The sequence below is a fragment of the Paenibacillus agri genome (assembly GCF_013359945.1).
GTDB classification, from domain to species: Bacteria; Bacillota; Bacilli; order Paenibacillales; family Paenibacillaceae; genus Paenibacillus_AQ; species Paenibacillus_AQ agri.
Window position 1 is genome coordinate 19,064 of sequence record NZ_JABWCS010000214.1, and the last position, 26,310, is coordinate 45,373.

The 26,310-nt window shown below is 45.7% G+C and carries 28 protein-coding genes; 25 read left to right on the plus strand and 3 right to left on the minus strand.

What is annotated here, in order from left to right; translation table 11 throughout:
• Positions 1-54: 54 nt before the first annotated feature.
• The 5 genes from HPT30_RS18275 (at position 55) to HPT30_RS30455 (ending at position 2,783) form a co-directional block, all read left to right on the plus strand.
• Positions 55-1,311, plus strand: coding sequence for an ISL3 family transposase (locus tag HPT30_RS18275; RefSeq protein WP_175372796.1), 1,257 nt, complete (start codon positions 55-57; stop codon positions 1,309-1,311).
• 8 nt (positions 1,312-1,319) lie between these two features.
• The gene (locus HPT30_RS30995) at positions 1,320-1,802 is read left to right on the plus strand and encodes a Crp/Fnr family transcriptional regulator (protein WP_175372797.1); all 483 of its coding nucleotides are present in this window, start codon (positions 1,320-1,322) and stop codon (positions 1,800-1,802) included.
• A gap of 101 nt (positions 1,803-1,903) precedes the next feature.
• Positions 1,904-2,110 carry an aldo/keto reductase gene (locus HPT30_RS31000; protein WP_217622433.1) on the plus strand — a complete coding sequence of 69 codons (207 nt, stop codon included), beginning with the start codon at positions 1,904-1,906 and terminating at the stop codon, positions 2,108-2,110.
• Positions 2,107-2,391: an aldo/keto reductase gene (locus HPT30_RS30450; RefSeq protein WP_217622434.1), complete on the plus strand. Its 285-nt coding sequence runs from the start codon at positions 2,107-2,109 to the stop codon at positions 2,389-2,391. Before HPT30_RS31000 ends, HPT30_RS30450 begins: the two co-directional genes overlap by 4 nt.
• 38 nt (positions 2,392-2,429) lie before the next feature.
• A complete protein-coding gene (locus tag HPT30_RS30455; RefSeq protein WP_281364513.1) occupies positions 2,430-2,783 on the plus strand; it encodes an aldo/keto reductase in 354 nt (117 codons plus the stop codon).
• A gap of 289 nt (positions 2,784-3,072) precedes the next feature.
• On the opposite strand, the gene HPT30_RS18290 is transcribed toward HPT30_RS30455, so the two are convergent.
• Positions 3,073-3,744 (minus strand): Crp/Fnr family transcriptional regulator, encoded by a 672-nt coding sequence (locus HPT30_RS18290; protein ID WP_175372798.1) that lies wholly within the window; start codon positions 3,742-3,744, stop codon positions 3,073-3,075.
• A gap of 128 nt (positions 3,745-3,872) precedes the next feature.
• Here HPT30_RS18290 and HPT30_RS18295 point away from each other — a divergent pair, with 128 nt between their 5' ends.
• The 13 genes from HPT30_RS18295 to HPT30_RS18355 all read left to right on the plus strand — a co-directional run bounded on the left by HPT30_RS18295 (position 3,873) and on the right by HPT30_RS18355 (position 16,753).
• Positions 3,873-5,042, plus strand: coding sequence for an adenosylhomocysteinase (locus tag HPT30_RS18295; RefSeq protein WP_246317262.1), 1,170 nt, complete (start codon positions 3,873-3,875; stop codon positions 5,040-5,042).
• A gap of 41 nt (positions 5,043-5,083) precedes the next feature.
• Complete coding sequence (locus HPT30_RS18300; protein ID WP_175372800.1) at positions 5,084-5,902, plus strand: purine-nucleoside phosphorylase; 819 nt, start codon at positions 5,084-5,086, stop codon at positions 5,900-5,902.
• 96 nt (positions 5,903-5,998) lie between these two features.
• Positions 5,999-7,276 (plus strand): NCS2 family permease, encoded by a 1,278-nt coding sequence (locus HPT30_RS18305; RefSeq protein ID WP_066364373.1) that lies wholly within the window; start codon positions 5,999-6,001, stop codon positions 7,274-7,276.
• Between the two features lie 47 nt (positions 7,277-7,323).
• The gene (locus HPT30_RS18310) at positions 7,324-8,580 is read left to right on the plus strand and encodes a nucleoside permease (RefSeq protein ID WP_066364372.1); all 1,257 of its coding nucleotides are present in this window, start codon (positions 7,324-7,326) and stop codon (positions 8,578-8,580) included.
• Between the two features lie 48 nt (positions 8,581-8,628).
• A complete protein-coding gene (locus tag HPT30_RS18315) occupies positions 8,629-9,621 on the plus strand; it encodes a Gfo/Idh/MocA family protein (RefSeq protein WP_175372801.1) in 993 nt (330 codons plus the stop codon).
• A gap of 47 nt (positions 9,622-9,668) precedes the next feature.
• Positions 9,669-10,067 carry a DoxX family protein gene (locus tag HPT30_RS18320; RefSeq protein ID WP_175372932.1) on the plus strand — a complete coding sequence of 133 codons (399 nt, stop codon included), beginning with the start codon at positions 9,669-9,671 and terminating at the stop codon, positions 10,065-10,067.
• Between the two features lie 233 nt (positions 10,068-10,300).
• Entirely contained in the window at positions 10,301-11,452 is a 1,152-nt protein-coding gene (locus HPT30_RS18325; protein WP_175372802.1) for a serine hydrolase domain-containing protein, read from the plus strand.
• A gap of 685 nt (positions 11,453-12,137) precedes the next feature.
• The gene (locus HPT30_RS18330; protein WP_175372803.1) at positions 12,138-12,734 is read left to right on the plus strand and encodes a helix-turn-helix domain-containing protein; all 597 of its coding nucleotides are present in this window, start codon (positions 12,138-12,140) and stop codon (positions 12,732-12,734) included.
• A 33-nt stretch (positions 12,735-12,767) separates the two neighbouring features.
• A complete protein-coding gene (locus HPT30_RS18335; RefSeq protein WP_175372804.1) occupies positions 12,768-13,505 on the plus strand; it encodes an AzlC family ABC transporter permease in 738 nt (245 codons plus the stop codon).
• Entirely contained in the window at positions 13,496-13,822 is a 327-nt protein-coding gene (locus HPT30_RS18340) for a branched-chain amino acid transport AzlD family protein (protein WP_175372805.1), read from the plus strand. The genes HPT30_RS18335 and HPT30_RS18340 overlap by 10 nt, the downstream gene beginning before the upstream one ends.
• A gap of 230 nt (positions 13,823-14,052) precedes the next feature.
• The gene (locus HPT30_RS18345) at positions 14,053-14,601 is read left to right on the plus strand and encodes an RNA polymerase sigma factor (protein WP_246317250.1); all 549 of its coding nucleotides are present in this window, start codon (positions 14,053-14,055) and stop codon (positions 14,599-14,601) included.
• Positions 14,598-15,656: a hypothetical protein gene (locus tag HPT30_RS18350; RefSeq protein WP_175372806.1), complete on the plus strand. Its 1,059-nt coding sequence runs from the start codon at positions 14,598-14,600 to the stop codon at positions 15,654-15,656. Before HPT30_RS18345 ends, HPT30_RS18350 begins: the two co-directional genes overlap by 4 nt.
• Before the next feature lie 83 nt (positions 15,657-15,739).
• Entirely contained in the window at positions 15,740-16,753 is a 1,014-nt protein-coding gene (locus HPT30_RS18355; RefSeq protein ID WP_175372807.1) for a LacI family DNA-binding transcriptional regulator, read from the plus strand.
• Positions 16,754-16,913: 160 nt separating this feature from the next.
• Here HPT30_RS18355 and HPT30_RS18360 read toward each other — a convergent pair whose 3' ends face one another.
• Entirely contained in the window at positions 16,914-17,879 is a 966-nt protein-coding gene (locus HPT30_RS18360; protein WP_175372808.1) for a sugar kinase, read from the minus strand.
• 370 nt (positions 17,880-18,249) lie between these two features.
• On the opposite strand from HPT30_RS18360, the gene HPT30_RS18365 reads away from it, so the two are divergent.
• The 4 genes from HPT30_RS18365 to holA all read left to right on the plus strand — a co-directional run bounded on the left by HPT30_RS18365 (position 18,250) and on the right by holA (position 22,364).
• Complete coding sequence (locus tag HPT30_RS18365) at positions 18,250-18,891, plus strand: bifunctional 2-keto-4-hydroxyglutarate aldolase/2-keto-3-deoxy-6-phosphogluconate aldolase (RefSeq protein ID WP_175372809.1); 642 nt, start codon at positions 18,250-18,252, stop codon at positions 18,889-18,891.
• A gap of 350 nt (positions 18,892-19,241) precedes the next feature.
• Positions 19,242-19,790: an RNA polymerase sigma factor gene (locus tag HPT30_RS18370; protein WP_175372810.1), complete on the plus strand. Its 549-nt coding sequence runs from the start codon at positions 19,242-19,244 to the stop codon at positions 19,788-19,790.
• Positions 19,787-21,034: a zf-HC2 domain-containing protein gene (locus tag HPT30_RS18375; protein WP_175372811.1), complete on the plus strand. Its 1,248-nt coding sequence runs from the start codon at positions 19,787-19,789 to the stop codon at positions 21,032-21,034. Before HPT30_RS18370 ends, HPT30_RS18375 begins: the two co-directional genes overlap by 4 nt.
• Before the next feature lie 310 nt (positions 21,035-21,344).
• Positions 21,345-22,364 carry a DNA polymerase III subunit delta gene (gene holA, locus HPT30_RS18380; RefSeq protein ID WP_175372812.1) on the plus strand — a complete coding sequence of 340 codons (1,020 nt, stop codon included), beginning with the start codon at positions 21,345-21,347 and terminating at the stop codon, positions 22,362-22,364.
• A gap of 163 nt (positions 22,365-22,527) precedes the next feature.
• On the opposite strand, the gene rpsT is transcribed toward holA, so the two are convergent.
• Positions 22,528-22,800 carry a 30S ribosomal protein S20 gene (gene rpsT / locus HPT30_RS18385; RefSeq protein ID WP_066364350.1) on the minus strand — a complete coding sequence of 91 codons (273 nt, stop codon included), beginning with the start codon at positions 22,798-22,800 and terminating at the stop codon, positions 22,528-22,530.
• Positions 22,801-22,979: 179 nt separating this feature from the next.
• Between rpsT and gpr the strand changes: the two genes are divergently transcribed.
• The 3 genes from gpr to HPT30_RS18400 all read left to right on the plus strand — a co-directional run bounded on the left by gpr (position 22,980) and on the right by HPT30_RS18400 (position 26,096).
• Entirely contained in the window at positions 22,980-23,978 is a 999-nt protein-coding gene (gpr, locus tag HPT30_RS18390) for a GPR endopeptidase (protein ID WP_175372813.1), read from the plus strand.
• Between the two features lie 209 nt (positions 23,979-24,187).
• Positions 24,188-25,576, plus strand: coding sequence for a stage II sporulation protein P (locus HPT30_RS18395; protein ID WP_175372814.1), 1,389 nt, complete (start codon positions 24,188-24,190; stop codon positions 25,574-25,576).
• Between the two features lie 28 nt (positions 25,577-25,604).
• A complete protein-coding gene (locus tag HPT30_RS18400) occupies positions 25,605-26,096 on the plus strand; it encodes a hypothetical protein (protein ID WP_175372815.1) in 492 nt (163 codons plus the stop codon).
• Positions 26,097-26,310: the final 214 nt, after the last annotated feature.

The window sequence follows — 26,310 nt, forward strand, 5'->3', positions numbered from 1 at the left end:
TCTGCAAATCCTGTAATGTTGTAAGTCTTACCAAACAACAAAAGGATATGACAGATGCCACTCCAGTATATCAACGAAATGCTCGGATTACCAGAGCTACAACTTCATAAAATTGTCTCCATGGATACCCAGGACATTCATCTGGAGGCATCGCCTATAGCCTACAAACAACCTTGCCCCATCTGCAATTCGGAACAAGATGTGAAGCGTGATGGTCGAAACAAACCACGTAAAATTCGCCATTTAAGTGTCTTTGGTAGAAAGAGCTATTTGCATATCCCATCTCTTCGTTTGGCTTGTACGCGTTGTCGAATCCGCTTCGTTTGGACGTATGGCTTTGTGGGTCCGAAACAGCGGTACAGCCGAGCCTTCCGAGCCCAAACGGTAGAACAAGCGCTTGGCTCCACGTCAGCTCATAGTGCACGAATGCAAGACGCGCCTGCGAGTACGGTACAGCGGATGCATCAAGATGCCCTCCCCATCGAAAGCGAACGCTTGGTGGAGCAGGCTTGGCGAGAAGCCAAGGACAGCAAAGTCCTCGTACTGGGGATCGACGACTTTGCGATCAAAAAGGGCCACACGTACAATACCGGCATTCACAATCTTCGGGGCGAAACGATGCTGGATTTACTGGCTGGCCGCAAGCTCGAAGACCTGCGTGCCTATGCTCGCCAGCATCCCGACTTTCTGGCGCTGAACCCCAAAGCTGTTGCGATGGACTTGGCTCAGGCGTATCATACGTGGATCAGCGAATGCTTTCCGTGTGCCATCCGCATTGCGGATCGATTCCATGTTCACGGCTACGTCATTGAAAGTGTCCAGGAGGTCCGCAAGTCGGTTCAGCAGACCCTATCCCCCAGGGCCAAGGCGATCTTGAAAAGTCACCATCGACTGCTAAATCCACCCGTCGACAGCCTGCCCGAAAAGAACAAAGCTCAGTTAGAAATCCTGCTTGCCTTCTCTCCGCTGTTATGCAGCGTGTGGGAATGGAAGGAAGCCTTTTCTCAGTGGTATGACTGTTCATCGAACGTCTGCATCGCCCGCCTGGGTTTTACACGTTGGCTCAAGCAAGGCGAGAAAATAGACTATAACGCCGTGCGAAGTGCCTTGAAAACCATGCGCAATTGGCAGGATGAGATCGTGAATTACCATCGTTGTCGTTGGACTAACGCAACCGTAGAAGGGCGGCACAATCGTATTAAGGCTTATCAGCGTCGACACTACTTTACTCGTAATCGGGCATGCTACAAAGCTGGCATTTTAATTGAATGTAATCGACCCGTTTACCGAGTTGAAAAGTTCAACCGCTAATTTTTAGATTGAGCCGTGATATTGTAATTCATATTGGCGATGAGCCAACTGAAATTTATTTTGTCGTATCGGGGATATTAAGAAGTTATTACATCAATATTAGCGGAGACGACAAGACACAGTTGTTTATTAACGAAAATTCATTTTATGCAAATGAATACTTCTTGGATATGGAACCTTCAAAATGTTGTGTTGAGGCACTCGAAGATTGTACCGTGTTGGTTGTAGAGTGGAGGGACCTGGTACACCTATTAGAATCCAATGTTTATTGTATGAAGGCTTATATCAAAGCGTTGGAGTATAGTATCAGATATAAAATCGGAAGAGAGAATAGTTTTTTGTTAAAGAGTGCTACGGAACGTTATTTGGATTTTAAAAGGAAATATGTACATTTGGAAAAGCGAGTAAATCAATCTTATATTGCCTCTTATCTTGGAATTACTCCTGTATCGTTAAGTAGAATACGGCGAACAATAAAAGACGAAAATTAAAGATGAAGAAAGCATGGTGACACTTATGAGATATACAAAATTAAAAGACAAAGAAATTCCAGCAATAGCGTTTGGAACATGGTCATGGGGGAACAGGATTTATGGGAGGGAACCGTATTTTTGGGAATGATCTTCAGAAAGATGATCTACTTCCAGTATTTAATAGAGCTTTACAACATGGATTCACATTATGGGATACTGCCCCCATTTACGGTTTGGGGGCATCAGAATCTATCCTCGGCGAATTTATAATGCATGAAAGTGATATCGTTGTCTCCACTAAATTCACGCCTATAGGTATCAATTGAAAAGTAAATTAAGAAAGACTTTAGACAAAAGTTTAATTAGGCTAGGAGTGAGTAGTGCAGACATTTATTGGATTCATAACCCAAAGGATGTGGTCAAATGGACAAAAGAACTTATCCCCTTAATGAAAAGGGGGCTGATCAAACATGCTGGAGTATCTAATCACAATTTGGAAGAAATTAAAGTAGCGGCTAGGATATTAGAAAAAGAAGGTTTGCAACTTTCAGCTGTACAGAACCATTATAGTTTATTATATAGAGCTTCTGAAGAACTGGTATCATAGATTGGTGTCATAGAAACAATGTTGTATTTTTCTCGTACATGACATTGGAACAAGGTGCTTTAACCGGTTGGAATAACGCTAATAATCCATTCAAAAAGAATACCAGAAGAGGAAATGCATTTAATGTAGATGTACTGAAAAAACTTGAAGGTCTGATAAAAACAATGACTGAAATTGGGGATTTATACGGAGTAGAACCAGCTCAGATTGCTATGGCTTGGGCAGTTGCCAAAGGAACGGTACCCATTATTGGTATAACGAAGGTATCTCATGTCGATGGTGCGTTGGCCTCGCTCAATGTAAATCTTAAGCAAACTGAAGTAATTCGTTTAGAGAAAGCTGCAAGAGAAACAGGAATTAACATCAAAGGATTTTGGGAAAAAAGCATGTAGCTAATGTCGTCGGTATCTTCGTGTTGCTGTTCGGAACGAATGGGGGAATAAGGCTACCTGATAATATAGGTAGTTATAAAAGAACTCGAACATTGTGCGAGTTCTTTTTAATTGGAATCAAGTTATTGTCCTGTGCTTTAGTACAAGTATTTGTTTTTTTAAAATGTACAAGGATAAAGCCTTAGTGTTGACTCTTAAACTTAGGGGCTCGACAGTGTAGGGAGCCCTGTTACTTCTTTAAGTTTGTGTGTTTGCGGACGATTCCTTTAGCCAATAAGGTTTTATGATATCAAATAAAAGAGGAATATTTTCTCAATAATTCCATATCCAGGATTGTGAGTTGCTTGCTAATTTTACGAATAATCTCTTCATCTATCAGTTCATTCAGCATTCTCCGTAAGTGTCTCTCCGAGATGCCAATCTCATTAGCTACGTCTTTATGTTTAAAATAAATCGTGTTCGATTTGGAATGCTCAGAAGCTTGAACGATGAATTTACACAGTTTCTGCTGAGGCGGGTAGAGCAGGGATCTTGCATTTTTAATGGAGGATTTCATAAGTTTTTCACTCATGCTTTTGCACATTAATAATAGAAAGTCTGCTGATTTCATCAAGTGGTCATTTACAATTTCAATAGGAATAAGGAGTACACTCGCGGGCTGTGAAGCCATCACCGAATGCACAAAGTTGCTTTTAGTGAAATATTCAAAATCACCCATCATTTCTTTGTTTTCTAAATGCTCTATAAGAGCAAGATCACCTTCCTCTGAAGAATTCATGATTGCTCCTTTCCCTTCAATAACAATATAAAGGTAATTCAGCTTCTCTCCAGAAACAATGATCCATTCATTTTTATTATATTCTTGTACCCTTAAGAAGGGGGTAACTTCTGGTGGCAAAATAGTTGTTAAATCGGCTTTTTTAATCGCTTCTTTAACGTTCAGCAGATTCGATCTCTCCATGACGATATTACCTCCCCATTATATGTAAAAGCAGACAAATGGCCTTATTGTTAGCATTTTAAATTATTATACTGAATGCAGTAACACATAATCAATTTTACATGAATGAGGTGGGTATTTTGAAATCAATGATTGATAATTTTGAATTAGCGGCCATCGGTGAATCTAGAATGCACTGGTTTCGTGAGAGAATGCCTGTTGTAGCAGAAATTAATCAAATTTTCAAAGAGCAGCAGACATTCAAAGGCAAGAAGATTGCTGTGTGTATGCATATTGAGCCCAAAACAGGCTACTGGGTTGAGGGGCTGCTTGGTGGTGGCGCGGAGCATGTTTATCTTGTTGGCTGTCTGGGCACTACAAAAAAAGATACAGCAGCTTATCTGTCTTCGCTTGACAATATTACTGTGTTAGGAAAAGAAGGCGATAGCTATGAAGACCATAAGCACTATTTGAAGCTTGTGATGGAAGATAAAATTGACCTGTTCTTGGATAACGGAGCCAGCTTGATCCTGGCACACAATGAACTAAAGCCAGATTGGACACCAATCGGAGCAAATGAGGAGACACGCACGGGAAAACTGCTCATCGAACAAAAACAGGTACAAACATCCTACCCTATTGTTGTTATTGATGATTCGCCGTTGAAGCAGATTATTGAAAACGCTGTCGGTGTTGGACAGTCTCTGGTTGACGGATTTATGCGGACTACCAGCCTGCTTATTGGGGGGAAAAAGGTTCTGGTTGTTGGTTACGGTTACGTTGGTAGCGGTGTTGCCAAGAAATTCCGTGGCCTGGGAGCTACGACGATGGTATTTGATATTAATCCTATCTATCAATTAAAAGCTAAAGCAGACGGGCATATTGTAGGCGAATTGGAGGAGCTAATTCCTAACGCTGATGTCATCATCACGGTGACGGGAAGATTTAGTGTGATTACAGAAAAGCATATTCCGCTGTTCAAACATAAAGCAATCTTGGCTAACTCCGGACACTACAGATTTGAAATTAATGTTGACGAGATAAAAATGGAAGCGTTATCTGTAGAGCAAGTAAAGGAAGGAATTGAAAAAATCTCTTTCAAGGACAAGAGCATTTACTTGCTTCACCATGCTGACCCGCTGAACTTGGCTGGTGCTGATGGAAATCCGATTGAAGTTATGGATTTGGGTCTTGGTCTGCAATCTTATTCCGCTCTTCGAATTGTAACGGATGCTTCCAGCTTATCTGCTGGTATGCAACCAGTCCCCAATGATATTAATGAGCGTGTCAGTCAATTGTTTATCAAATCCTTAGAGTAGCAGTTTAGTCAGATAGGAACTTATGAAGGGAATTGATTTAAATGAACGTACTGGAAAAAGTAAGAGATACTAAGAAGTATTTAATATCCAAAATGGATCAGTCTCCAACAATCGGCCTTGTGCTTGGTTCCGGGCTTGGTGTGCTGGCAGATGAAATTGAGCAGCCGGTCATTATTCCTTATGATGAAATTCCGCATTTTCCTGTATCTACAGTCACAGGGCATGCAGGGCAATTAGTGATAGGCAGACTCAGAGGTAAAGTTGTCATAGCCATGCAAGGCAGATTTCATTATTACGAGGGGCACTCCATTGAAGCCGTTACCTATCCAATACGGATCATGAAAGCAATTGGCGTAGAACAGCTTATTGTCACAAACGCAGCAGGCGGAATCAATAATAAGTTTCAAGCTGGTGATTTAATGCTGATACAGGATCATCTTAATCTGACAGGTCAAAATCCATTGATTGGTCCTAATCTCGATGAATTCGGTCCAAGGTTTCCTGATATGACAGAGGCATATTCTAAATCGCTGCAGTCACTTGCGAAATCGGTGGCAGTTGAACATGGAGTTAATTTAGTTGAAGGTGTGTACGCCGGAATGCTGGGTCCAAGTTATGAGACGCCTGCTGAAATTCGCTTCTTGAATACTATTGGCGCGAGCGCAGTAGGTATGTCTACTGTACCGGAGGTCATTACTGCACGGCATTCTGGAGTAGAGGTCCTCGGCATTTCATGCATCAGCAATCTTGCGGCGGGTATTTCTCCAAACGTACTAACGCATGATGAAGTGATGGAGACAACAGAAAAAAGCAAACAGCAATTTTTAAAGCTAATAAAAGAAATAATTACTGCTATGTAAGATAGAACCTTGATCTATAGAGCTTTAGATTTGTGATTGTACTAGTTAAATACTAGTGGGTGGCGGCGGGATTGTATTTTGGAGGCAATATTTATTATGTTAAATAAGCTTTTTCAAATAAAGGAGCATGAATCAACATGGCGTAAGGAATTAATGGCAGGCTTAACTTCATTTTTCACATGCTCATACATTATATTGGTAAATCCGCTGATTTTGCGAGATGCTGGAATTCCGATAGAGGCTGGCGTGATTTCATCAATAATCATTTCCATCCTCGGTTGCTTGCTGATGGGGCTTTTTGCTAATGCGCCTATAATCCTTATTCCCGGAATGGGGATTAACGCTTTTTTTAGTTATACAATGGTGCAGTCCATGGGCTTGTCCCCGCAGCAAGGTCTTGCTGTCATAATGGTGTCTGGCCTTGTCTTTTCTGTCATTGCTTTTACTTCATTAAGTACAAAATTGATCAGTGCAGTTCCAAGCTCATTAAAGCATGGGATTACAAGCGGAATTGGGGTATATCTTACTTTTATTGGTTTGCAAAAGGGAGAACTTATTCGGGCAAATCCTTCAACCCTTGTCGAAGTTGGAAATCTGGCCTCCCCCGTAGCTCTTGCAACAATCATCGGCTTAATGGTGACACTTATTCTATTCGCTAGAAATGTTAAAGGCAGCCTATTGATTGGCTTATTGACTACGGCTTGCTTAACAATCATTTCAGGTACTAATTCTGCTCTATCCTCTGAAAGTATTAGTATTGCTACCTATAAAACGATATTTCTGTCCGGTCAATTTAGTTTTAGTACGATCTCATTTTGGATAGCTACTTTTTCAATTACGATGATTGTATTATTTGAAAATGTTGGATTACTTAGCGGGATGCTTCCTGATGTCTCCAAGTTTCCGAAAGCTCTTAAGATAACGGCCATTTCTACTATTTTATCTGGCATTGTAGGAACAAGCCCTACTGTTGCATCAGCAGAAAGCGCTGCTGGAATCGCTGAGGGTGGAAAAACGGGAATTCCGGCACTAGTGACCGCTATCTTGTTTTTAGCATGCATTCCTTTACTGCCTTATGTAGGATATATCCCAGGGAATGCAGTTGCCCCCATCCTCATTCTAATAGGAGCTTTAATGATGAGAAGCTTGGCAGAAATCTCATTTAATGATTTTACAGAGTGGGTCCCTGCTTTTCTGATGGTTGTCTGTATTCCATTGACCTCTAGCATAGCTGAAGGTATTGCATTTGGATTTATTTTCTATCCGATTATGAAGCTGGCTGTCGGCAAATGGAAAGATGTTTCTGTCATCTTATATGTATGCGCTGTCCTTTTTCTATGCAATTTGTTTGCATTACCATTATTCACACATTAACTTGCTTAAAGTGATATTATCAGTTACTCCATAGGGGGAATAGCTAGATGAACATTGTGAATCGGTTAAAAGTGCTATCGTTTTTACAGTATTTTATATGGGGAAGCTGGTTAACAACATTTAGCTCATATATGATAGATACGCTTCACTTTTCTGGAGCGGAAGTAGGGCTTGTTTACAGCGCCAATGGGATTGCCGCATTATTTATGCCAAGTCTTATTGGTATTATTGCCGATAAGTGGATACCGGCCAACCGTGTGTTCATGATATGCCATCTCATTTGTGCAGTGGTTCTTTTCTACACAACTTCGATTTCAGATGCAGGCAGTATGTTCGTATTCATGCTTTTAAATGCTATGCTCTTTATTCCAACAATAGCTTTGTTGAATAGCATCTCTTACTTCTGTCTGGAGCAAAACCATTTTGATACTGTATCAACATTCCCGAAAATTCGCATTTATGGAACAATAGGTTTTATTGTAGCCATGTGGTCAGTTAGCTTGCTCGGTTTCGAGCTTAGCAATATGCAATTGTATTTGGCTGCAGGATCGTCTGTTCTTATTGCTTTATTTTCAATGCTATTACCGAAGGTGTCTTCTAGTAAAAAAGAAAAAAAGAAGAATTGGGCAGAAACGCTTGGACTGGATGCTTTCGTTCTATTTAAACAACCCAAAATGATTGTATTTTTTATATTTGCCATATTACTTGGTGCAACCTTGCAAATTTCGAATACATTCAGCAGCCCCTATTTGCATGATTTTTCCTTACTGCCTGAGTATCAAGATAGTCTGATTGTAAAATATCCTTCTATATTATTATCTGTTTCACAAATGGCAGAGGTGTTCTGTTTATTATTGATCCCTTTTTTCTTAAGAAAATATGGAATCAAACGCATAATGATTATTAGTATGGTGGCATGGTCTCTGCGATTCATACTTCTAGCTTTTGGAGATCCATCACCATTTGGATTTATGCTCTTACTGATAGCGATGCTCGTATACGGTTGTGCATTTGACTTTTTTAATATTTCGGGTTCTCTCTTTATTGAGACAGAAACAAATTCGGATATTCGGGCAAGTGCGCAAGGCCTTTTTATGACAATGGTCAATGGGTTTGGAGCATACTTTGGCTCTGTAATCAGTGGTCATATTGTCGATTATTTCACTGTAAACGGGACAAAAAATTGGACATCCATATGGCTTGTTTTTGCGGTGTATGCCCTAATGCTCGCTGTCATCTTTGTCTTTTCGTTTAAGTATAAACATGAGCCGGAACGTTTCAAAGCTGACATTATAAATCATTAGATTGAAAGGGTTTACTTTTAGATCATAAATGGAATGGAGATAAGTCAAATGGGAACATCTAAACTTTGTTTTATAGGTGCAGGATTTCATGCAACAACGAATATTTATCCTTCAGCTCTTGAAGCTGGAGCAGAAATCGTAGCAATTTCAACACGGAATATAGATCGGACTAAAGCAGCTCTTCAACGATTTGGAAGCAGGGGAAATGCGTATGACAACTATAAGACTATGTTACAAAATGAAGACTGTGACGGAGTAGTGGTCGTAGCTCAACCCCATGATCAGACAGAACTTGTATTGGATTGTATCAAGGCCGGGAAAAATGTGTATGTAGACAAGCCGCTTGGTTGGAATGCTCTGGAAGCTGAACAAGTTGCAAACGCTGCCGAGCAAGCCGGAGTTGTATTAATGGTAGGGTTTATGAAACGTTACGCTCCTGTATATATGAAACTTAAAGAACTGATTGATAGCAGAGCACTCGGCACGGCTCGTTCTTTTGAAGCCAGCTTCGCGGTTGATAGCACACCGTTTTGCAAAAATGATGAAGAATTCATAAAGCTTGCAGCCATTCACATCGTTGATCTGATTCGTTATCTATTCGGGGAAGTAGCTCAAGTAACAGGGTTTAAGAATAGCAACAACGAGTTTATCTCGCAAAGTCTTTCGTTAAAGTTTGACAATGGTATCGTTGGAAGTATTTATTTCTCTGGCATGAGTGCCTGGTCGCGTGAAAGTGAAAATATACGGGTCACTTTTGACGATGGATTTGCGTGCGCGGATGAAATCAATACGCTTACTGTTCATAAATCACTAACGTCAAATCATCCGTCATGGAGATCACTTGGAGAGTCCGATAGCGTTTATACTCCATCTGCCTCAGCGATGTCAGGGTGTTTCAGAGATCTTTATTTGCGCGGCTTTGTAGGTGAAATGGCACATTTTATGGACTGCTGCAGAGATAAAAGCACCCCTGTTACAAGCGGACGTGACAATGTGAATACAATGGATCTCTGCGATCGGATTTTGTCAGCATTACTTTAAATATGTAAAAGGAATTTACATTGTCGAGCGGAAAGGATATGAAATTATTGATAGATTTAGGGTTATTTATGATTCGCGCAGTTATCGGTTTATTGATGATTGGGCATGCAGGAAAAATGCTATTTGGGCTGTTCGGTGGTGGAGGATTGTTAAAGACTGCGGACTTTTTTGAATCCATTGGCATCAGACCGGGTGTGTTCATGGCGATAAGTGCAGGCCTCTTAGAATTGATTGGCGGTTTACTGTTTGCGACTGGTCTTTGGATACAGGTCGGTGCTGTATTGTTGATCATACCGATGGTGGTTGCCATAGCAAAGTTCCATGGAGCAAATGGAATTTGGGGAGAAAAGAACGGATATGAGTATAATTTAGTATTGATTATAACTCTGGTTGGAATTGCTTTTACTGGAGCTGGTGAAATTTCTATTGATGCTTTGTTGAAATAATCTAATTCTTGTAGCGTTACAATGCATACGAAAGTAAGCACTGCCGTTGGAAGTTTGAAATGCTGTAGCCTACAAGATTGTATTACTATTAGGGTTCGCCGAAATGGCGAACCTATTTTTATTGGGAGATAGCCTCCGGCGTATTTTTCAGGTATGTTGTAATCAAAGAATGCTCTATCTTGAATGCGATTTCATAACTTATGCACCTTAACTATCGATTGGAGGAAGGCCAAGTGAATTTCTCAAAACTGGAAGCGTATTTGAATTCATTTTATAAGGAGAAGAATGTCCCTGGTCTGGGGTTTGCGATGTATCACAAGCATCAGCCCGTGTTTGAGCATTATGCCGGGTTTTCTGACGTAGAGAATGGAGTACGGTTTGGACAGGACACGATTTTTCGGTTGTATTCTGCAACGAAGGTAATCACATGTACGGCACTTCTGCAATTGTATGAGGCAGGGAAGTTCCGGTTGGATGATCCATTGTCCGCCTATATCCCGGAATACAAGGATATGACCGTACGGCATACACTTAAGGATGGATCGGAGGAGCTGCGGCCGGCACAACAACCTATCACCATCGAGCATTTGTTCAGTATGACAGCTGGTATCGATCAACGGGATACGAAGGAGACGCTGCGTATTATTGAAGAATCGAACGGGGAAGGCAAGACGCTGGATGTGATCAAGGCGTTAGCTAGTGAACCGCTCATTTTCGAACCGGGTTCACGTTTCAAATACGGTGCTTGTCATGAAGTCATTGGGGCCCTGATTGAAGTGCTGTCGGGACAAACATTCGGGACCTATCTGCAAAATAATATTTTTGATCTGCTTGGGATGAAGGATACTTCTTTCCAGCTAAAGGATGAGAAGCGCTTCTGCAAGCTGTACAATCACTTCAATGGGCAGACGCATACACATGAGAGCATAGGTGAACATTTTAATCTGCAGCCAGGCACTGCTTATGAGAACGGTGGGGGCGGGTTGTATTCGACCGTTCCGGATTATATTTTGTTTGCCGAAGCGCTATGTAATTATGGTCTGGCCTCGAACGGTGAGCGGATTTTGCGCAAAGAGACTGTAAACGAGATGAGAACAAGACGTCTGAACCCGCTGGCGCAGCAGGATTTTGCCCAGTTTGGCGGTGTAAGTAAAAGCGGCTATAGTTACGGTCTTGGTGTACGAACATTGGTCGATCGGGAGGACAACAACTCCCTTAGTTTCAACGGAGAGTTTGGATGGGATGGCGCCCGCGGTTGTTATGTTGTTATAGATCCAGAAGCTGAAGTAGCTTTGTTCTACGCACAGCAAGAGAGTGGTTCTCCGTGGTTCCGTTGGCATGGTACCATTCGCAACTACGCTTATGCAAGTGTGTGGGAAGACTGAGTTTGCTATATAGATAAGGAGCGGGATGAGCGCCTGATCATGCCTAATTCCGCTTCTTGTTGATTGATGTATATCTCCAAAGAGTTCATTTACCCCGTTGTATCATCCTCTGTCCGCATGCCAGCATATATAAGTTAGCAGTTTGCTTCCAGTTTACGGAATTTAATAGAAGCTTTGGCCCCAATAATGTTACTGGCTTGTGCATACGCAAGCGCTCATCCCCCAGCATTTTCAAACCGACTATGATTACAAAAAAAGTTCGGCCTATCATCGTCATCAGTGCTTGCTTAAAGAACCTGGTTAAATCTTCTTAAGAACATACTCCCTTGAGAAGGTTACAGCGTATTTATGCCATCGAACGGACCGTATATCCGCTATTTTCCATAAGAAGTTGTTCTGGGACATGTAGCGGACTCAGATGACGTTATTTCCTACGGAGTAGCGATATTTTAATAGGATCTCTACGCATAAGGTCGCTGGGGTTCGTTAGCTTCTTAAATGGCTGAATTATAGGTAATAAGGTCGCTGGAGCCAGATCCCTGACGAAGAAAGCACTGATTTTGAGATAGGCCCAAAAACTGAACCTAATATTTATATAGCGGCAACTCGCATATTTACCATTGAAGCTGCTTCATCGGCGACAATGGGTATTTACTCATCTCTTTTCGTGCGTTATATTATACAAATGAACGATATAACGACCGGAACCGTAAAGGAGGAAAAAATCATTCATCCGAACAACATCAATATCAGCATAAGCAAGAATGTGTCCAGAATACGCAAGGAACGTAAGCTGAGCCTGGATCAGACTGCGGAACTAACGGGGGTAAGCAAGGCGATGCTTGGTCAAATCGAGCGAGGCGAGACGAATCCTACAGTAACTACGCTGTGGAAAATTGCCAATGGACTGCATGTGTCCTTTTCGTCGCTGATTAAGGAAGAAGCACCGCTTGTAACAGTGGTATCCAAAAAAAATGCCATTACAGAGGATGACGGGAATTACCGTGTCCATTCTTTATTTCCCTTCGACTCCAAGAAGCAGTTTGAAATTTATAGTATTGAGCTTGAGCCGGGCTGTTCTCACGAATCAGAGGCCCATTACGATGGGGTCGAGGAGTATGTGCTGGTCTCTGAGGGGGTATTGGAGCTTTCCATGGAGCGGGAGCAGTACATTATCGAGCCGGAGATGTCGGTTATGTTTCAGGCGAATAGACCGCATACTTACCGGAATGTGGGGACGTCGACGGTCAAGTTTTTTAATATTATTCATTATCCTAACTAGGATATGCCGTACGTAAGAAAGAGAGGTGAGAGCATGAGGGAGAATGTTCAATTACAAGGCACTGGAATAGAGTTAGCCGAATCGGAGGACAGCTTCCTTCAAGGCGTTAAGGATTGCATTCCCACACTGCTAGGGTATTTAAGTATAGGCTTCGCTGCCGGCGTCATTGGTCACACGTCAGGATTGAGCACCGCTGAAATTACATTGATGTCATTACTAATTTATGCAGGCTCGGCACAATTTATTGTGGCCGGGATGATTGCAACTCAAGGCTCGCCCGCAGCGATTATTCTGACTGTATTCATAGTAAACCTTCGCCATCTGCTATTGAGTGCAGCCTTGTCGCCATATTTTCGCCAGCTTACCCCGTTAAAAAATATGCTGATTGGAGCCTTGCTGACCGACGAAAGCTTTGGGGTTGCGATGAACAAGGCGACGAATCGTCAGCACCTCAGTGAACGATGGATGCATGGGCTTAATGTGACGGCATACATCAACTGGATAATCGCCACATTAGCTGGTGCGTACCTGGGCCAGTGGATTGCGAATCCCGAGAAGCTGGGGCTTGATTTTGCCTTGTCTGCGATGTTCATCGGTCTTCTAGTACTACAACTGGTAAGCCGCAGGAAGCTGCTTAAGGATATAATCGTTGTGCTATGCACAGTCGTTAGCGTAATTGGCGCAAGTTATGTATTATCTCCGAGCATGGCTGTAATTGTTGCTACGGTTGTAGCAGCTACGATAGGAATGGTGATTGAAAAGTGGAAATAAGATGGGATGTATTTATGATTATTATAGGGGCTTCCATAGTGACGCTTATTCCCAGGGTACTGCCGATTATGGTGCTTAGCCGTAAGGCTTTGCCGGAATGGCTGATGCGCTGGTTAAGTTATATCCCTGTGGCAGTTATGGCGGCTCTTGTAGCAGAAGAGCTTTTAATATCTGACGGGAAGTTAGCATTTCAATCAAATAACGTTGAGTTGTGGGCGGCGCTGCCTACTTTTTTGACGGCCATTTTTACTAAAAGTCTACTAGGGACGGTTGGAGTTGGCATATTAACGGTTATGGTACTGCGGTTCCTGTTTTAGTGATCTGTATGCATAGCACTTAACTATAAAATAGTTTAAACGCAATACAATGGGCATTCATGCCTGTTGTATTTTTCTTTTTTACGGACGATCGATCTCGTTGCAGCAGAGGAGATATACAGCAAAGAGGGATAACAACGTGTAGATTATTATTTTATAGTATATTTTTATGAGAACAGGGAACTTTTTGCATCCTGAAAAGTCTTATTGGGCAAGAGGTGAGATACATAATGCAAAGTAATGATATGGGATACATGGCCAAATCTAGCTATGCTCCAGCCGTGACGTTGCGGGAAATGATGGAGGAATACGGTTCGGATGTGTGGAACTATGCGTTCTTCCTGACCCGCAGCCGCGAACAGGCGAATGATATCAGTCAGGAGGTATTTCTGAAGGCGTACCGAAACATCGGGAAATTCCGGGGGGACTCTTCGCTCAAAACATGGCTGCTGACGATTACTAGGAACACGGCTTTTAGCTATGGCAAAAGTAACTTTTGGCGCAGATTCATCACACTGGATACGAAGCAGCATCTGCCAAACGAAGTCCGTTCTGCAGAGCAGGAAGCGCTGGGCAATGCGTATGCAAATCGGATTTGGGAGATTATCATGGCGCTTCCGAAGAAGAACAGGGAAGTGCTGGCACTCGATATCCAACATGGATTATCCATTGCTGAAATGGCGAAGCTGCTGGGAGTAGCTGAAGGAACCGTCAAGTCACGCCTGGCGCGAGCCCGGGATAAGGTGCGGATCGCTATAAAGGAGGAGGAGCAGGAATGAAGAGCAAAGCCGACAGTGACATTGTGAAGATTGAAGATACACACTGGTACAGAGATGCAGGGAAGAATCCCTTGCGGGAACAGGGCTTTACGCCGGAACTTATGCTACGAATTGAACAGGCGGCAGTACATCGTAATCCTCAAGATTTTATTAAATTCAACATAGGCAAAAGTAAAGTGCTGACCGGGCTTGCTGCTGCATTGCTGGTTCTCTTTTTATTATGGCCAAAAGATGGAATCCAGCAGGGAGACTTGAACTCGGAATCTACATTAAAGTCCCAGTCAGCCACTGCGTCACAACCGTTCCCATCTCCTGGAGCAACGAAGTATTTGCCTACCTTCAATTCAGCTGACTTTGAATTTAATGGAAAGAACTATTTTATGACTCTTCCCCTTGATCGAGACAGGAATGCTTCCTATGCAGCTGATACCCCGGAAGGGATCCTGTGGTCACCAGCTCCACCGATGAAGAAAAATCAAAAAACAAAGCTTCTGTATCCCACAGAGCCATACACCTTATATCTGAGCTCCAAGGAACAGACGGAGTTGTCGCCCTATTCCGCTCGCAAAGTATATACCTTTCCGCTATACGCTGGGGGGGCTCAGGCCTATAACTTTTTGATAGGTATATATGGTTTTGGAGAGAAGGTATTTTTGGCGACTGGTGCACAAAATGCAAATGAACTTACAGCCTTCCCCTTAAGGATATCTATGCTGAATATGAAGCGAGTGGCGTCCGGGGGATTGGTTGAACCACAGGAATTATTGACATTAGATACTTCGTCTAACGATGAAAGTAAATCGTTTCTCGCCTTTGATCAACAGCATGAGTCCATTTTACTTGTGGATATAGCAACCGGGCAGAATGAGAAGGTTAAAGACAGGGTTAGGCTTTATGACTTGAAGTCTCAAACTATGCGCGAATTGGATACCACGATCCAAATGGGAAAGGAAGGCTCCGTTGCCATAGCACAATATAAATTAGGTGGGGTGAAACGCTCGGCGGAAATCTTCATGAAAATTGGATGGCAATGGTATGCAGACGAAGCTGAGTAATAATCCGGCCTGTAGAAAAATTCCTGAGAAAAAGCTATACTTTTCCTAAAGTGTGTTCTTTAGAGAAGAGTGGAGCGGAATAAATGAAGAAATTAACGATTGATGATGTGGCCCGGAAAGCGGGAGTTTCGAAAAGTACCGTCTCCCAATTTCTAAATCAGCGTTTTAAATATATGAGTGAGGCTACTAAAGACCGGATTGCTGCGGTCATTGAGGAGCTGAACTACCAGCCGAACGGGCTGGCCCGCAGTTTGAAGCAGAACCGGACGCACATGGTCGGCATTATTGTGGCTAATATCGATTATACACTGTCTATTCACTGCATTCGGGCGATCGAAAGCGAACTCCAGCAGCATGGCATACAGGTGATTATTTGCAATGCGGACGAAGATGCTGAAAAAGAAGCGAAGTATGTGGAGACACTGCTTGCACGTCAGGTGGACGGACTGATTATTTTCCCGGCAGGGCAGGACGGGTCCGCTTATGCTCATCTAGTAGATGAAGCCTTCCCGCTTGTCTTTATGGACCGGCTGGTAGAGGGGGTATCCACACAAAGCTTGCTGCTCGACAACGAAATGGCAGTGAAGCTGGCCGTTGGGGAACTCACGCGCCAGCGGCATGAACGAATTGCCCTGCTGACGTTGCCACTGGGTGAACATTCTATCACGCCCCGCAAGGAGCGGCTGGGTGGTTACAAGCGAGCAATGGAGGAAGCCGGACTGGAGCTGCGAGAGGAATACATTGTCAGCGCTGCCCGTGAAAATATCTCTGCCGAGCTGGAGCGTCTTGCAGCACTGCCCCAGCCGCCAACAGCCGTGCTCGCCGCCAATGATATCGTGCTGGCGGAGATTCTGAAATATGCCAACCGGCAGTCTGTTTCCATCCCGGACCAGCTTTCGGTTATCGGGATTGATGATGCAGAATTTGCTCACATCTATAATCCGGTCATTACAACGATTTCCCAGCCTGCTTACGAGATGGGCGTACAGGCTGCCCGGATCATGTTGTCCTGCATAGAAGATAAGGGTGCCAATGTGCCAATTACTTACCGTTTTGTTCCATCTCTGGAGCAAGGGCAGTCGGTCAAGGCGCTGTGAATTGTACGAAACCTTTATAGCTTCATAGGTAAAGCAAGCCCTTGTTGCCAGTTACATTGGTTCGGGGGCTTGCTTTTTTTATAATTTTCGGGCTGGTTCACCAGCGTTTATTGAGTTATCTTCTGAAAAATTCGGTTGTGTAATGACATGTATTTCTGAGCTATCGGGCGTTAGTCTTCACATTCTGCCGCATAAACTGCTCCAGCCTCTCGCGGGTCGGGAGTCCGTCCATGTCCCCCGGGGACAACACGGCCAATGCTCCAATGGCGTTGCCTCGCTTCACGGCTTCAGGGACAGGCAGCTTTTCCAGTAGTCCGCTTATTACACCAACAGCGAACCCATCCCCTGCACCCACGGTATCTATAACCTTATCCACTTTAAAACCCTTCACGTACCCTTCTTCTTGTGCCGACTTATAATATGCGCCTTCTGGTCCCAGCTTAATGACGACGAGTGACACATTGCGCGCCAAATAGTAATCGGCAATCTCTTCGGGTGTATCCAGCCCGGTAAGAATCCGGCCTTCGTTCAGCCCTGGCAGGAACCAGTGACAGCGCGTAGCGAGATCGTTGATTGTGCTAACCATCGTTTCTGTATCTGGCCACAGTGACGGGCGCAGATTGGGATCGAGGGACACAGTTCTGCCCTTGCTTTTCATAAAATCCATAGCGTGCACTGAGAATTCGCGGCAGCTTTGGGACAAAGCAGCTGAAATGCTGGTGGCATGCAGGTGGTCAGCAGCGGCGAAGTAGGACTCATCAAAATCTGTCAGACTGAGCCTGGACGCGGCGGAATGTTTGCGGAAATATTCGACTTTGGGATCGCCGGAGATGACCTTGGACTTGATCAGCATTCCTGTGGATTGTTCCTTAGTAACCGAAATATGGCTCGTATCTATATTTTCTTTGTTTAACGCATCAGCTATAAAAGTGCCAAAGTTATCTTGACCAAGCTTGGTGACGTACCCGGTTGGATGTTCCAGACGGGACAGGCCGACAGCGACATTGCTTTCTGCCCCGGCAAGGCCTTTGGAGAACGAAAATACTTCGTGCAGTGGTCCGGTCTCATTGGCATAGAACATAGCCATCGGTTCACCGAAAGTGACGGCATTTAGATGTTTAGTCATATACTGCTCCTCCTCGGGGGAAGTGGTAAGTTTCTGCAATAACGATTGATAAATTGAAATTATCACATAAATCGGTTTTGTACAATAACTCATTATGTTTAGTCGATTATTTAATAAAGGTATTAGTAATGGGGATTCAATAAAAATCCTTTATTTATAGAGTGTTAAACGAGTATTGTAGTGTCTTTCTAGTTTCCATTCAAAAAAATCATTGACTGTTAGCGCTATTATTATTACTATTTCATTAACGAATTCGGAAAAATATTAGTAAAATTAATAAAATAGTTTATCTAAATGATACTGATTAATTTACTTCTGTAACTGCTGCATTCAGATGCTCTGCTCGCGGAGCAAGGGAGGGAAGTTCGAGATGAAGAAGATCAAAGTGTTGCAGAATATGGCGTCCGTAGGTGTGGTGGCGGTGATTCGGGGTGATCATCCAGAGGATGCTTACAAGATGTCGGCAGCTTGTATCGACGGTGGACTGAACAATATTGAGGTGACGTTCACTACGCCTTCCGCAGATGTTGTCATCAAGAGGCTGGTTGAAGAATACGGAGACCGTGCAGTGATTGGTGCGGGAACGGTGCTGGACCCGCTGACGGCGAGAATCGCGATTTTGGCAGGCGCGGAATTTGTGGTGAGTCCTTCTTTTGAAGAAGAGACGGCGAAAATGTGCAATCTCTACAGCATTCCTTTTATGCCTGGCTGTATGACGCTGAATGAGATGAAGGAAGCGCTGAAGTTTGGTGCGGATGTGCTCAAGCTGTTCCCTGGCAGTGCTTTCGGTCCAGATTATATTAAGGCAGTCAAGGGTCCGATGCCTTATGTGAACATCATGCCGACAGGCGGGGTGGATTTGAATAACATGGACAAATGGATTAACGGTGGCAGTCTCGCTGTTGGTATCGGGGGTAACCTGACGGCTCCAGCGAAGGAAGGGCGCTACGATCTCATTACAGAGCTGGCGGCACAATATGTGGCTAAGTTCAAGGAGATCAAAGGCGCGTAAGCTGTTTTGGAAGATACGCATAACAAGGGGAATCTATCGATAATAAGGCTGGCGGACCGGGTGACGGTGCGGCGGCTTTTTTAATTTTGTTACTTTTGTCCAAGTATGGGGCGTGTTATGGCAACTGGTTTCATTTTTGTAATCGAATTATTGAAAAGAGTATTTGAATGAGGGGCGCTTCCCCTGTATGCTTAGTAAGGATTATCAGATTGTACCGGAAGCAGTAAAGAACGCCGGGTGCAGCATGACGAAGAAAATAAAGTTTGGTATTCTTAAAATAACGATTACAAGGATGCAACATATTCGCAGTCTTGCGCGTCAGTAAGATTGCATAGAGAGGGGGAACCTTCGTGGTGGAGCAGGGACTCATCAGAGCCGCTCAAGCGGGCGATCGCGACGCTCTAATCACCCTATTGCGAGAAATAGAAGGGACTGTATACAAGACAGCCTTTTACATTTTGCATAATGAACAGGATGCGCTGGATGCGTCTCAGGAGGCTTTGATCCGGGTGTATACCAAAATTGGTTCCTACGAGGAAAAAGCCCAGTTCAAAACATGGGTACAGCGTATCGTGACCAATATATGCATTGACAAATTCAGGAGAACCAAGCCTACGGTGTCTATTGATGAGCATGAAATGGTGTTTCAGGATAAGCATAACGTAGAGCGGGAAGTGCTGTCGGGCTATTTAGCCCAGGATATACGTGAAGCGATTGACCAGCTCCCGGAACATCACCGGACGGTCATTGTACTGCGGTATTTGCAGGATTTTTCTTACAACGAGATTGCAGACTGTTTGGACCTGCCTCTGAATACAGTGAAATCCTATCTGTTCAGAGCAAGGCAGCAGCTGCAAAATAGACTTCAGGAGTATCAGAAAGGTGGTGTATCGGGATGAGTTGCGCGGAGGTGATGGAATGGATGCACCGTTATTTGGATCATGATCTCAGTCAGGATGAGATATTAGAGATGTTCCGTCATATCGACAATTGTCCTTCTTGCGCGGAGGTCTTTGACTCACTGTCCACATTGTCCAAGTCACTCGAGCAGATGCCGGATGTGAAGCCTCCTTTCAGTCTAGTGGACTCTATTCTGCCGAAGCTGGCTGAATTGGACCGTGGACTTCATCAGCCAAGCACCATCAAGGCCGAGGATCATCCACGGGATGAACAGGTGGTCGTGCCGTTCTCACGCAAAGTCTCCCATAAGAAGCCCGCAAGGGGTCATTCCATGGCGAGACGGACAGGCATTGGGGCGGCAGCCGCTGCAGTTATATTGGGTATTGCAATTTTTTATGCGCCGCCAAAAATGCCGAGTGCCGAAGTGGACCAGTTATTGAATCGAAGTGCAGATAAGGCTTTAAGTAATAATGCAGCCGTTGGCGATTCTTCCGAATCCTCATTCAAGAGTGCTGAGGTGGGGACCACTGAAGGGGACGATAAGGGAGCCAATTCCAGTGAGAGTGCCAGTACCTTTGGTGCTACGGATGTTACTGCTCAGGATGGAGGCGGTGCCGCTGATCCTTCGCAGGACGCTGCTCCATCCGCTACGCAAAGTGCTACACCGGGGGGTGGCGCTGCACCTGCTCCAGTAAAGACCAAGGAGCCGGTGAGAACAGAAAAACCCAAGAAGAACAGTCGGGTCACTACACCAACCCCGAAGGCCTCTGTTCCGACAGATCAGCTTAAGGTGCAGAGGGATTTGACGAATGACACGGAGGGTTTTGACCAAGGAATGCAAGATTCAGTGAGTTCAGCGGGTGAAGGTGCGCCGTCTCCGGGCGAGGCTGGGGATACTGCGATGGGATTGCTTCCGCCGAGTTCGGCGTTGAACGCCGCGGCACCACAGGCGACCTGGACTTCCCCGGATGGACTTCACAAGGCAGAATTAGCCGGGCAGCAATTGGTTATCTATAGTCTGGCTGCGGGTGAGTCAGGCGGTGAGCAGGCGGTGACTTCCCTGCCGCTGGAAGGAACATGGGTGTCCGGGGAGTGGTCGCCAGATGGTACCCAGTTCACTTATGTGACTTCACAACAAGGAACGAATGTAACCAAGACATTCACTGTGGAGCCTGCTGGCAGTCCTGTTGCTCCTTCGGCTTCACCTACTCCACAGCCGTCTGCGACGCCTACGGGAACCTAAATGTACAAATTGATTCCGGGTTGTCACTTTTTTCAGGGCACTGGAATATACTATGGCAAGAGAGAAGATGGAACCGGAATTTTGCAGGTTCGCAGAACATCGGTATGACCGTCGGCTGTGAGGTTTCTAGGGCCTTGCACACCGTCGTTTATATAGATGCGCCGCTGAAACGGAGGGACTTTGGCACAGGCTGCCAGAGTTCCTCCGTTTTTGCGTTCAGTTTTCATAAAAGGATTTTTTTGTTACAATAAAGCTTCGGGAAAGTTTAAGTGAATGAACGCCAGATGAATGAAGAAAAGGAAGTGGCAAGATGGATGCCAAAGCGGCGGCCAAAGATATCAAACAGGGGAAAATTTCACCGCTGTATGTGCTGTACGGCAGCGAAAAATTCCGGATGAATGAATTTGCGGCCATGCTGGAAGATCAATTGATTGCGAAGGAGGATCGTGACTTCGCGGTCATCCCTTTTGATCTGTCCGAAACGCCGGTGCAGGCGGTGGTGGAAGAGGCGGAGACGGTACCTTTTATGGTGCCGCGCAAACTGCTTCTGGTACGGGACGCCTCGTTATTCACTGCGGGCAAAGAGAATGCAAAGCTCGAGCACAGGGTAGATGTGTTGAATGACTATCTACAGCACCCTGTAGACTATAGTGTGATTGTATTTATGGTTAACAGCGATAAACTCGATGAGCGCAAAAAAATCGTCAAAGCCGTAAAGTCCACCGGAACGGTGCTGGCCTTTAATCCCCTGGGAGCAGAAGAGTTGCTCCGGTGGGTAGAGAAAGGCATTAAGGATCGCGGCTGCATGGCGGCGCCAGGGACAGCTGAAGCGCTGATCGCCAATGCCGGGACCGGGCTGCAGGGCTTGACCGGGGAGATGGACAAGCTCTGCTTGTTCGCTGGTCAAGGTGGAACTGTAGACACGGCGGCCGTGGAGAGCCTTGTACACCGTGGTACAGAGCAGAACGTGTTCACGCTCGTGGAGGATATTGCGAACCTGCGACTTGATAAGGCGCTGAATACATTATACGAGCTGCTGAAGCAGCGGGAGGAGCCGATCAAGATTGCGGCGCTGATCGCCCGGCAGTTCCGGATGATTTTACAAGTGAAGGATTTATCGGCGCTCAGCTATTCGCAGGGGCAGATTGCTTCACAGCTTGGTCTGCATCCTTATGCGGTGAAGATTGCTGGTGAGCAAGCACGCAAGTTCGGCACCGACCGGCTGCGCCAGATCCTCAGCGCCCTCGCTGATCTCGATTACCAAATGAAGACGGGGGCTGTCGATAAGGTGCTTGGGCTTGAAATGTTCATGTTGAAGCTAGGAGCCTGAGTCGTGCGCGTCCGCCTGAACCCAAAAAAGCCTGTCCATTCCTGTTGTTACAGGGCGGACGGGCTTTTTTGGTGTTGAGGAAAAAAGAGTAATGAAGACAAAAAAACCTAACCGTATGCAGCATAACGGTCAGGTTCTTCAATGCTCAATATGAAAGTCGTTCTTAGGCTTGAGCCTTAAGAGCGTTCAATTTCTTCGCCAAGCGGGATTTTTTGCGGGCAGCCGCATTTTTATGAACCAGACCTTTAGTAACGGCCTTGTCCAGCTTTTGAGAAGCAGCTTGGAAAGCAGTTTGAGCATTTTCAACTTCCGTGCCAGTCAGAGCTACATCAGCAGCTTTCACGGCTGTACGAAGCGCGGACTTTTGGGAAGCGTTCAGTGCACGGCGTTTTTCGATCGTTTTTACACGTTTTACCGCGGATTTAATATTTGGCATTGCATTCACCTCCTGTAAGACATTCGAAATCATCAAATGATTCACAACTTAAAATAGTTTAGCATGCTCCATACTAAAATGCAACATAAAAAGCTTTCAAATTAAAGGATGACCTTTGCATAAACGTTGGCTTACACTCGCACACTACCGATAAACGAGCATAGGAGGCTGATATAACAATGGAACTGGATCTGCAACTGTATTCGGTGCGCACGGATTTGGCGCTTGAAGCGAGGGAAATGGCCCAAGGGCCGACAAAATCGCCGATTCCTGGTGTGAACGAGGAAGTCGAAGAATCGGACGGCATTAAAATCACCAGACTTGGTGTAGCGACTCCTGCCGGATCGCAGGCGATCGGACGTGCTATCGGCAATTATGTGACACTGGAAGTTCCGGGTCTGCGCGGCGGGGATACAGGTCTGCAGCAAAAGGTGGCAGAAGCCTTTGCCCGTGAATTTGAGGGTTTTATGACTCGAATCGGCATCGGCAAAGACTCCTCTGCGCTCATTGTCGGCTTGGGGAACTGGAATGTGACACCAGACTCGCTGGGTCCACTGGTGGTCGAGAATGCACTTGTCACACGCCAGTTCTACGAATTGGTCCCGGACCAGGTGTCTCCAGGTTACCGGAAGGTCAGTGCGATTGCCCCGGGTGTACTTGGATTGACGGGAATTGAATCCAGTGAAGTGGTTCAGGGGATTGTGGATCGCACCAAGCCAGATGTTATTATCGCGATTGACGCGCTGGCCTCCCGCTCGCTGGAGCGGATTAATACCACCATCCAGATTGCTGATATTGGGATCCATCCCGGTTCCGGGATTGGCAATAAGCGGCGTGGTCTTACCCGGGAAGTGCTGGGTGTTCCGTGTATCGCCATCGGTGTTCCCACCGTCTGCTATGCCTCAACGATAGTCAACAACGTGCTGGAGATGATGAAAAGTCATTTCGGTCAGGGTGCTCCTACCAAGGAAATTATGGGGATGCTCGATGATATCTCGGAGCAGGATCGGCTTACGCTGGTGAAAGAAGTGCTGGAACCGCTCGGCCATGATCTGATTGTTACACCTAAAGAAATAGATGAGTTCATTGAAGATATCGCCAATATTGTAGCTAGCGGATTGAACGCGGCGCTGCATGAGGCAGTCGATCCCACTAACGTGGGAGCATACACTCACTAGTCCAGAGCAAGACTCGGTGATCTGCTGTGATGGCGGTCCGCCGGGTCCTGTTTTTTTATGCGCCGTATTAATTTCATTCCTATTGATTGGATTTCTATTAAAATGCGGCTCTATTTGTTTGTCTTCTATTTTCGGTTCTAGCAGCACTCTTCTGCTCATAGATTTGAAGTATAAGAGATTACAGAGGGCTGGAGGAGGACATAACAATAATGAATAAAAAATGGTTTCAGCTATGGAACATCGGCCGGCTGCGGGGAAAAGTGCTGGATGTTTTGTCGCTGGGAAGAACGATGCTGCTGCTGGCCGGAGGCTCGCTTGTCTTCTTTATGCTGCTGGGCGCCGGCGGAATTGCCGGACAGAAGTTGAACTCTTCACCCATTCCTTCTATGAAAGGTCTTGCTGCCTCACTATCCAGCGGTTTCTTTATGGAAATCCTGGGGATGGAGGTGCCGCATTTGCCGCAAGGCAAGGAGGCGGAGGAGTTGTCACCTAAAAATGTAACATCATTTGTGTTTCAATTGCTGACCAGTGTGAATCCCGGCGATCCCAAAAGTCTTCTGGCCCGCGAGGTGCCGGGAATGGGCGCGGATGACCCCTTTCTACTACGAAAAGGGTCCGGCGGTGTGGCGGGCGCGCCTGCGGACTATCACCCCGGAACAGATGAGCTAGCCTCAGAAGACGGCGGGCAGGAACATGATCCTCCTGCAATCAACGGGACGGAGGATCCTGGTAGCGACGAAGGCTCTGTGCCAGATGTACCGGTGGCCACCCCGTCGCCGGACACGGGCGGAGACAATGTACCAGAAGACACCTCAATCAAACGTGTCCTGATCTATCACTCGCATCCTCGGGAAGCTTTCAACCCCTTGCTGGGGGCGCAGAGCGATAATCCCAGTTCGTCGCTCCCCTCGAAGAATATTATGCTGGTAGGTTCATATATTGCCAAACGACTCGAAGAGCATGGCGTTGGGACGCTTCATTCCCAGGAGGACTATGCCACCAAGGTGAAGGATTACAAATGGAACTTCTCTTATAAATATTCCCGGATCACGGTTAAGGCGGCACTGGCGGGTAATGATCAGCTGACTGATCTCATTGACATTCACCGTGACTCACAGCGGCATGGCAAAACGACGACAGTCATCGATGGTAAAAGCTATGCCCAGGTTTATTTTATTTTGGGACATGAAAATAAAGATTGGAAGAAAAACGAGGCTTTTGCGAACAAGATTCATCAGGAATTGGAAAAGAGCTACCCTGGCCTTTCAAGAGGCATTTGGGGCAAGACCTCTAGTCAGGGGAACGGGGAATACAACCAGTCGCTTTCCCCCAACAGTGTGCTCATAGAGGTGGGCGGAATTGACAACACCGAGGAGGAGCTGAAACGGACCGCGGAAATTCTCGGGGACATCATTGCGGATGTGTACTGGAAGAATCAGAAGGCGGATAAAGTCGATGCGCCACAGACTGTAACTTCACCTGCCACAACGGCTCCAGCTGCACAGCCTGGGGGTGAACCGTCCGGCGACAGTGCCAAGGCAACAGGTGAAGCTGGTGGCCAAGCGGCAGGTAAAGCCCCAACGAACAAGGCGTCCTAAATTTAACGTAAGGAGAGAAGGTGAGGAAATGTCGCGAGTCGGAAGAAAATTGACAATGGTTGCTATCTGGGCTGGCATTGGTGTTCTGATTGGCATGCAATTCGGAGGGGGCGGGACCAAAATCTCCGATGTGCTTCCGGGCTGGGATTCCGGGACGCAAGCCGCACAGAACATTCCGGCAGCAGCAGGGGCTGGGGGAGTAAGGCAGCAGCCTGCTCCCAGCGCAGGTGCTCCCCAGACCTATGTGTACGTTCCTATGGCGGTCGATCCCGCAACCGGAGCGTACACGCCGCTCCCGGTGCGTACGGAGACGAGCGCGACGGCACAGACACAGAATAATCAGCCGCAGCAGGAGACGGAGGAGTACAACAATACGACTTTGACGCCGGAACAAATCCTGGTCCCGGAGGGGCAGAAGCCCACGGTGGATGTGCTGGCGGACAAGACGGCAGGGCTGCTCCAGGAGGCCTCGCAAAAAGGGATTCGCTGGGTCGTCTCGTTGTTTTCTTCAGCGGAGTGAGGCTCCGATCCGGCATTAGTATTTTTACGCCGCAGGTAAGCTTTCCGCTCGATCTTCACTTACATGGCTCGACTTACGGCAGTGAATGCTCCTTTCAGGGGAGGGCGTTCACTGCTATTTGCACTGTGATTTTATCCCTTGCGTCAGCCCGGGATTGCTGGGGGAAGATTGTACTGTTATAATAAATGGATTAACATAGGCTGTCTGTGGGGGT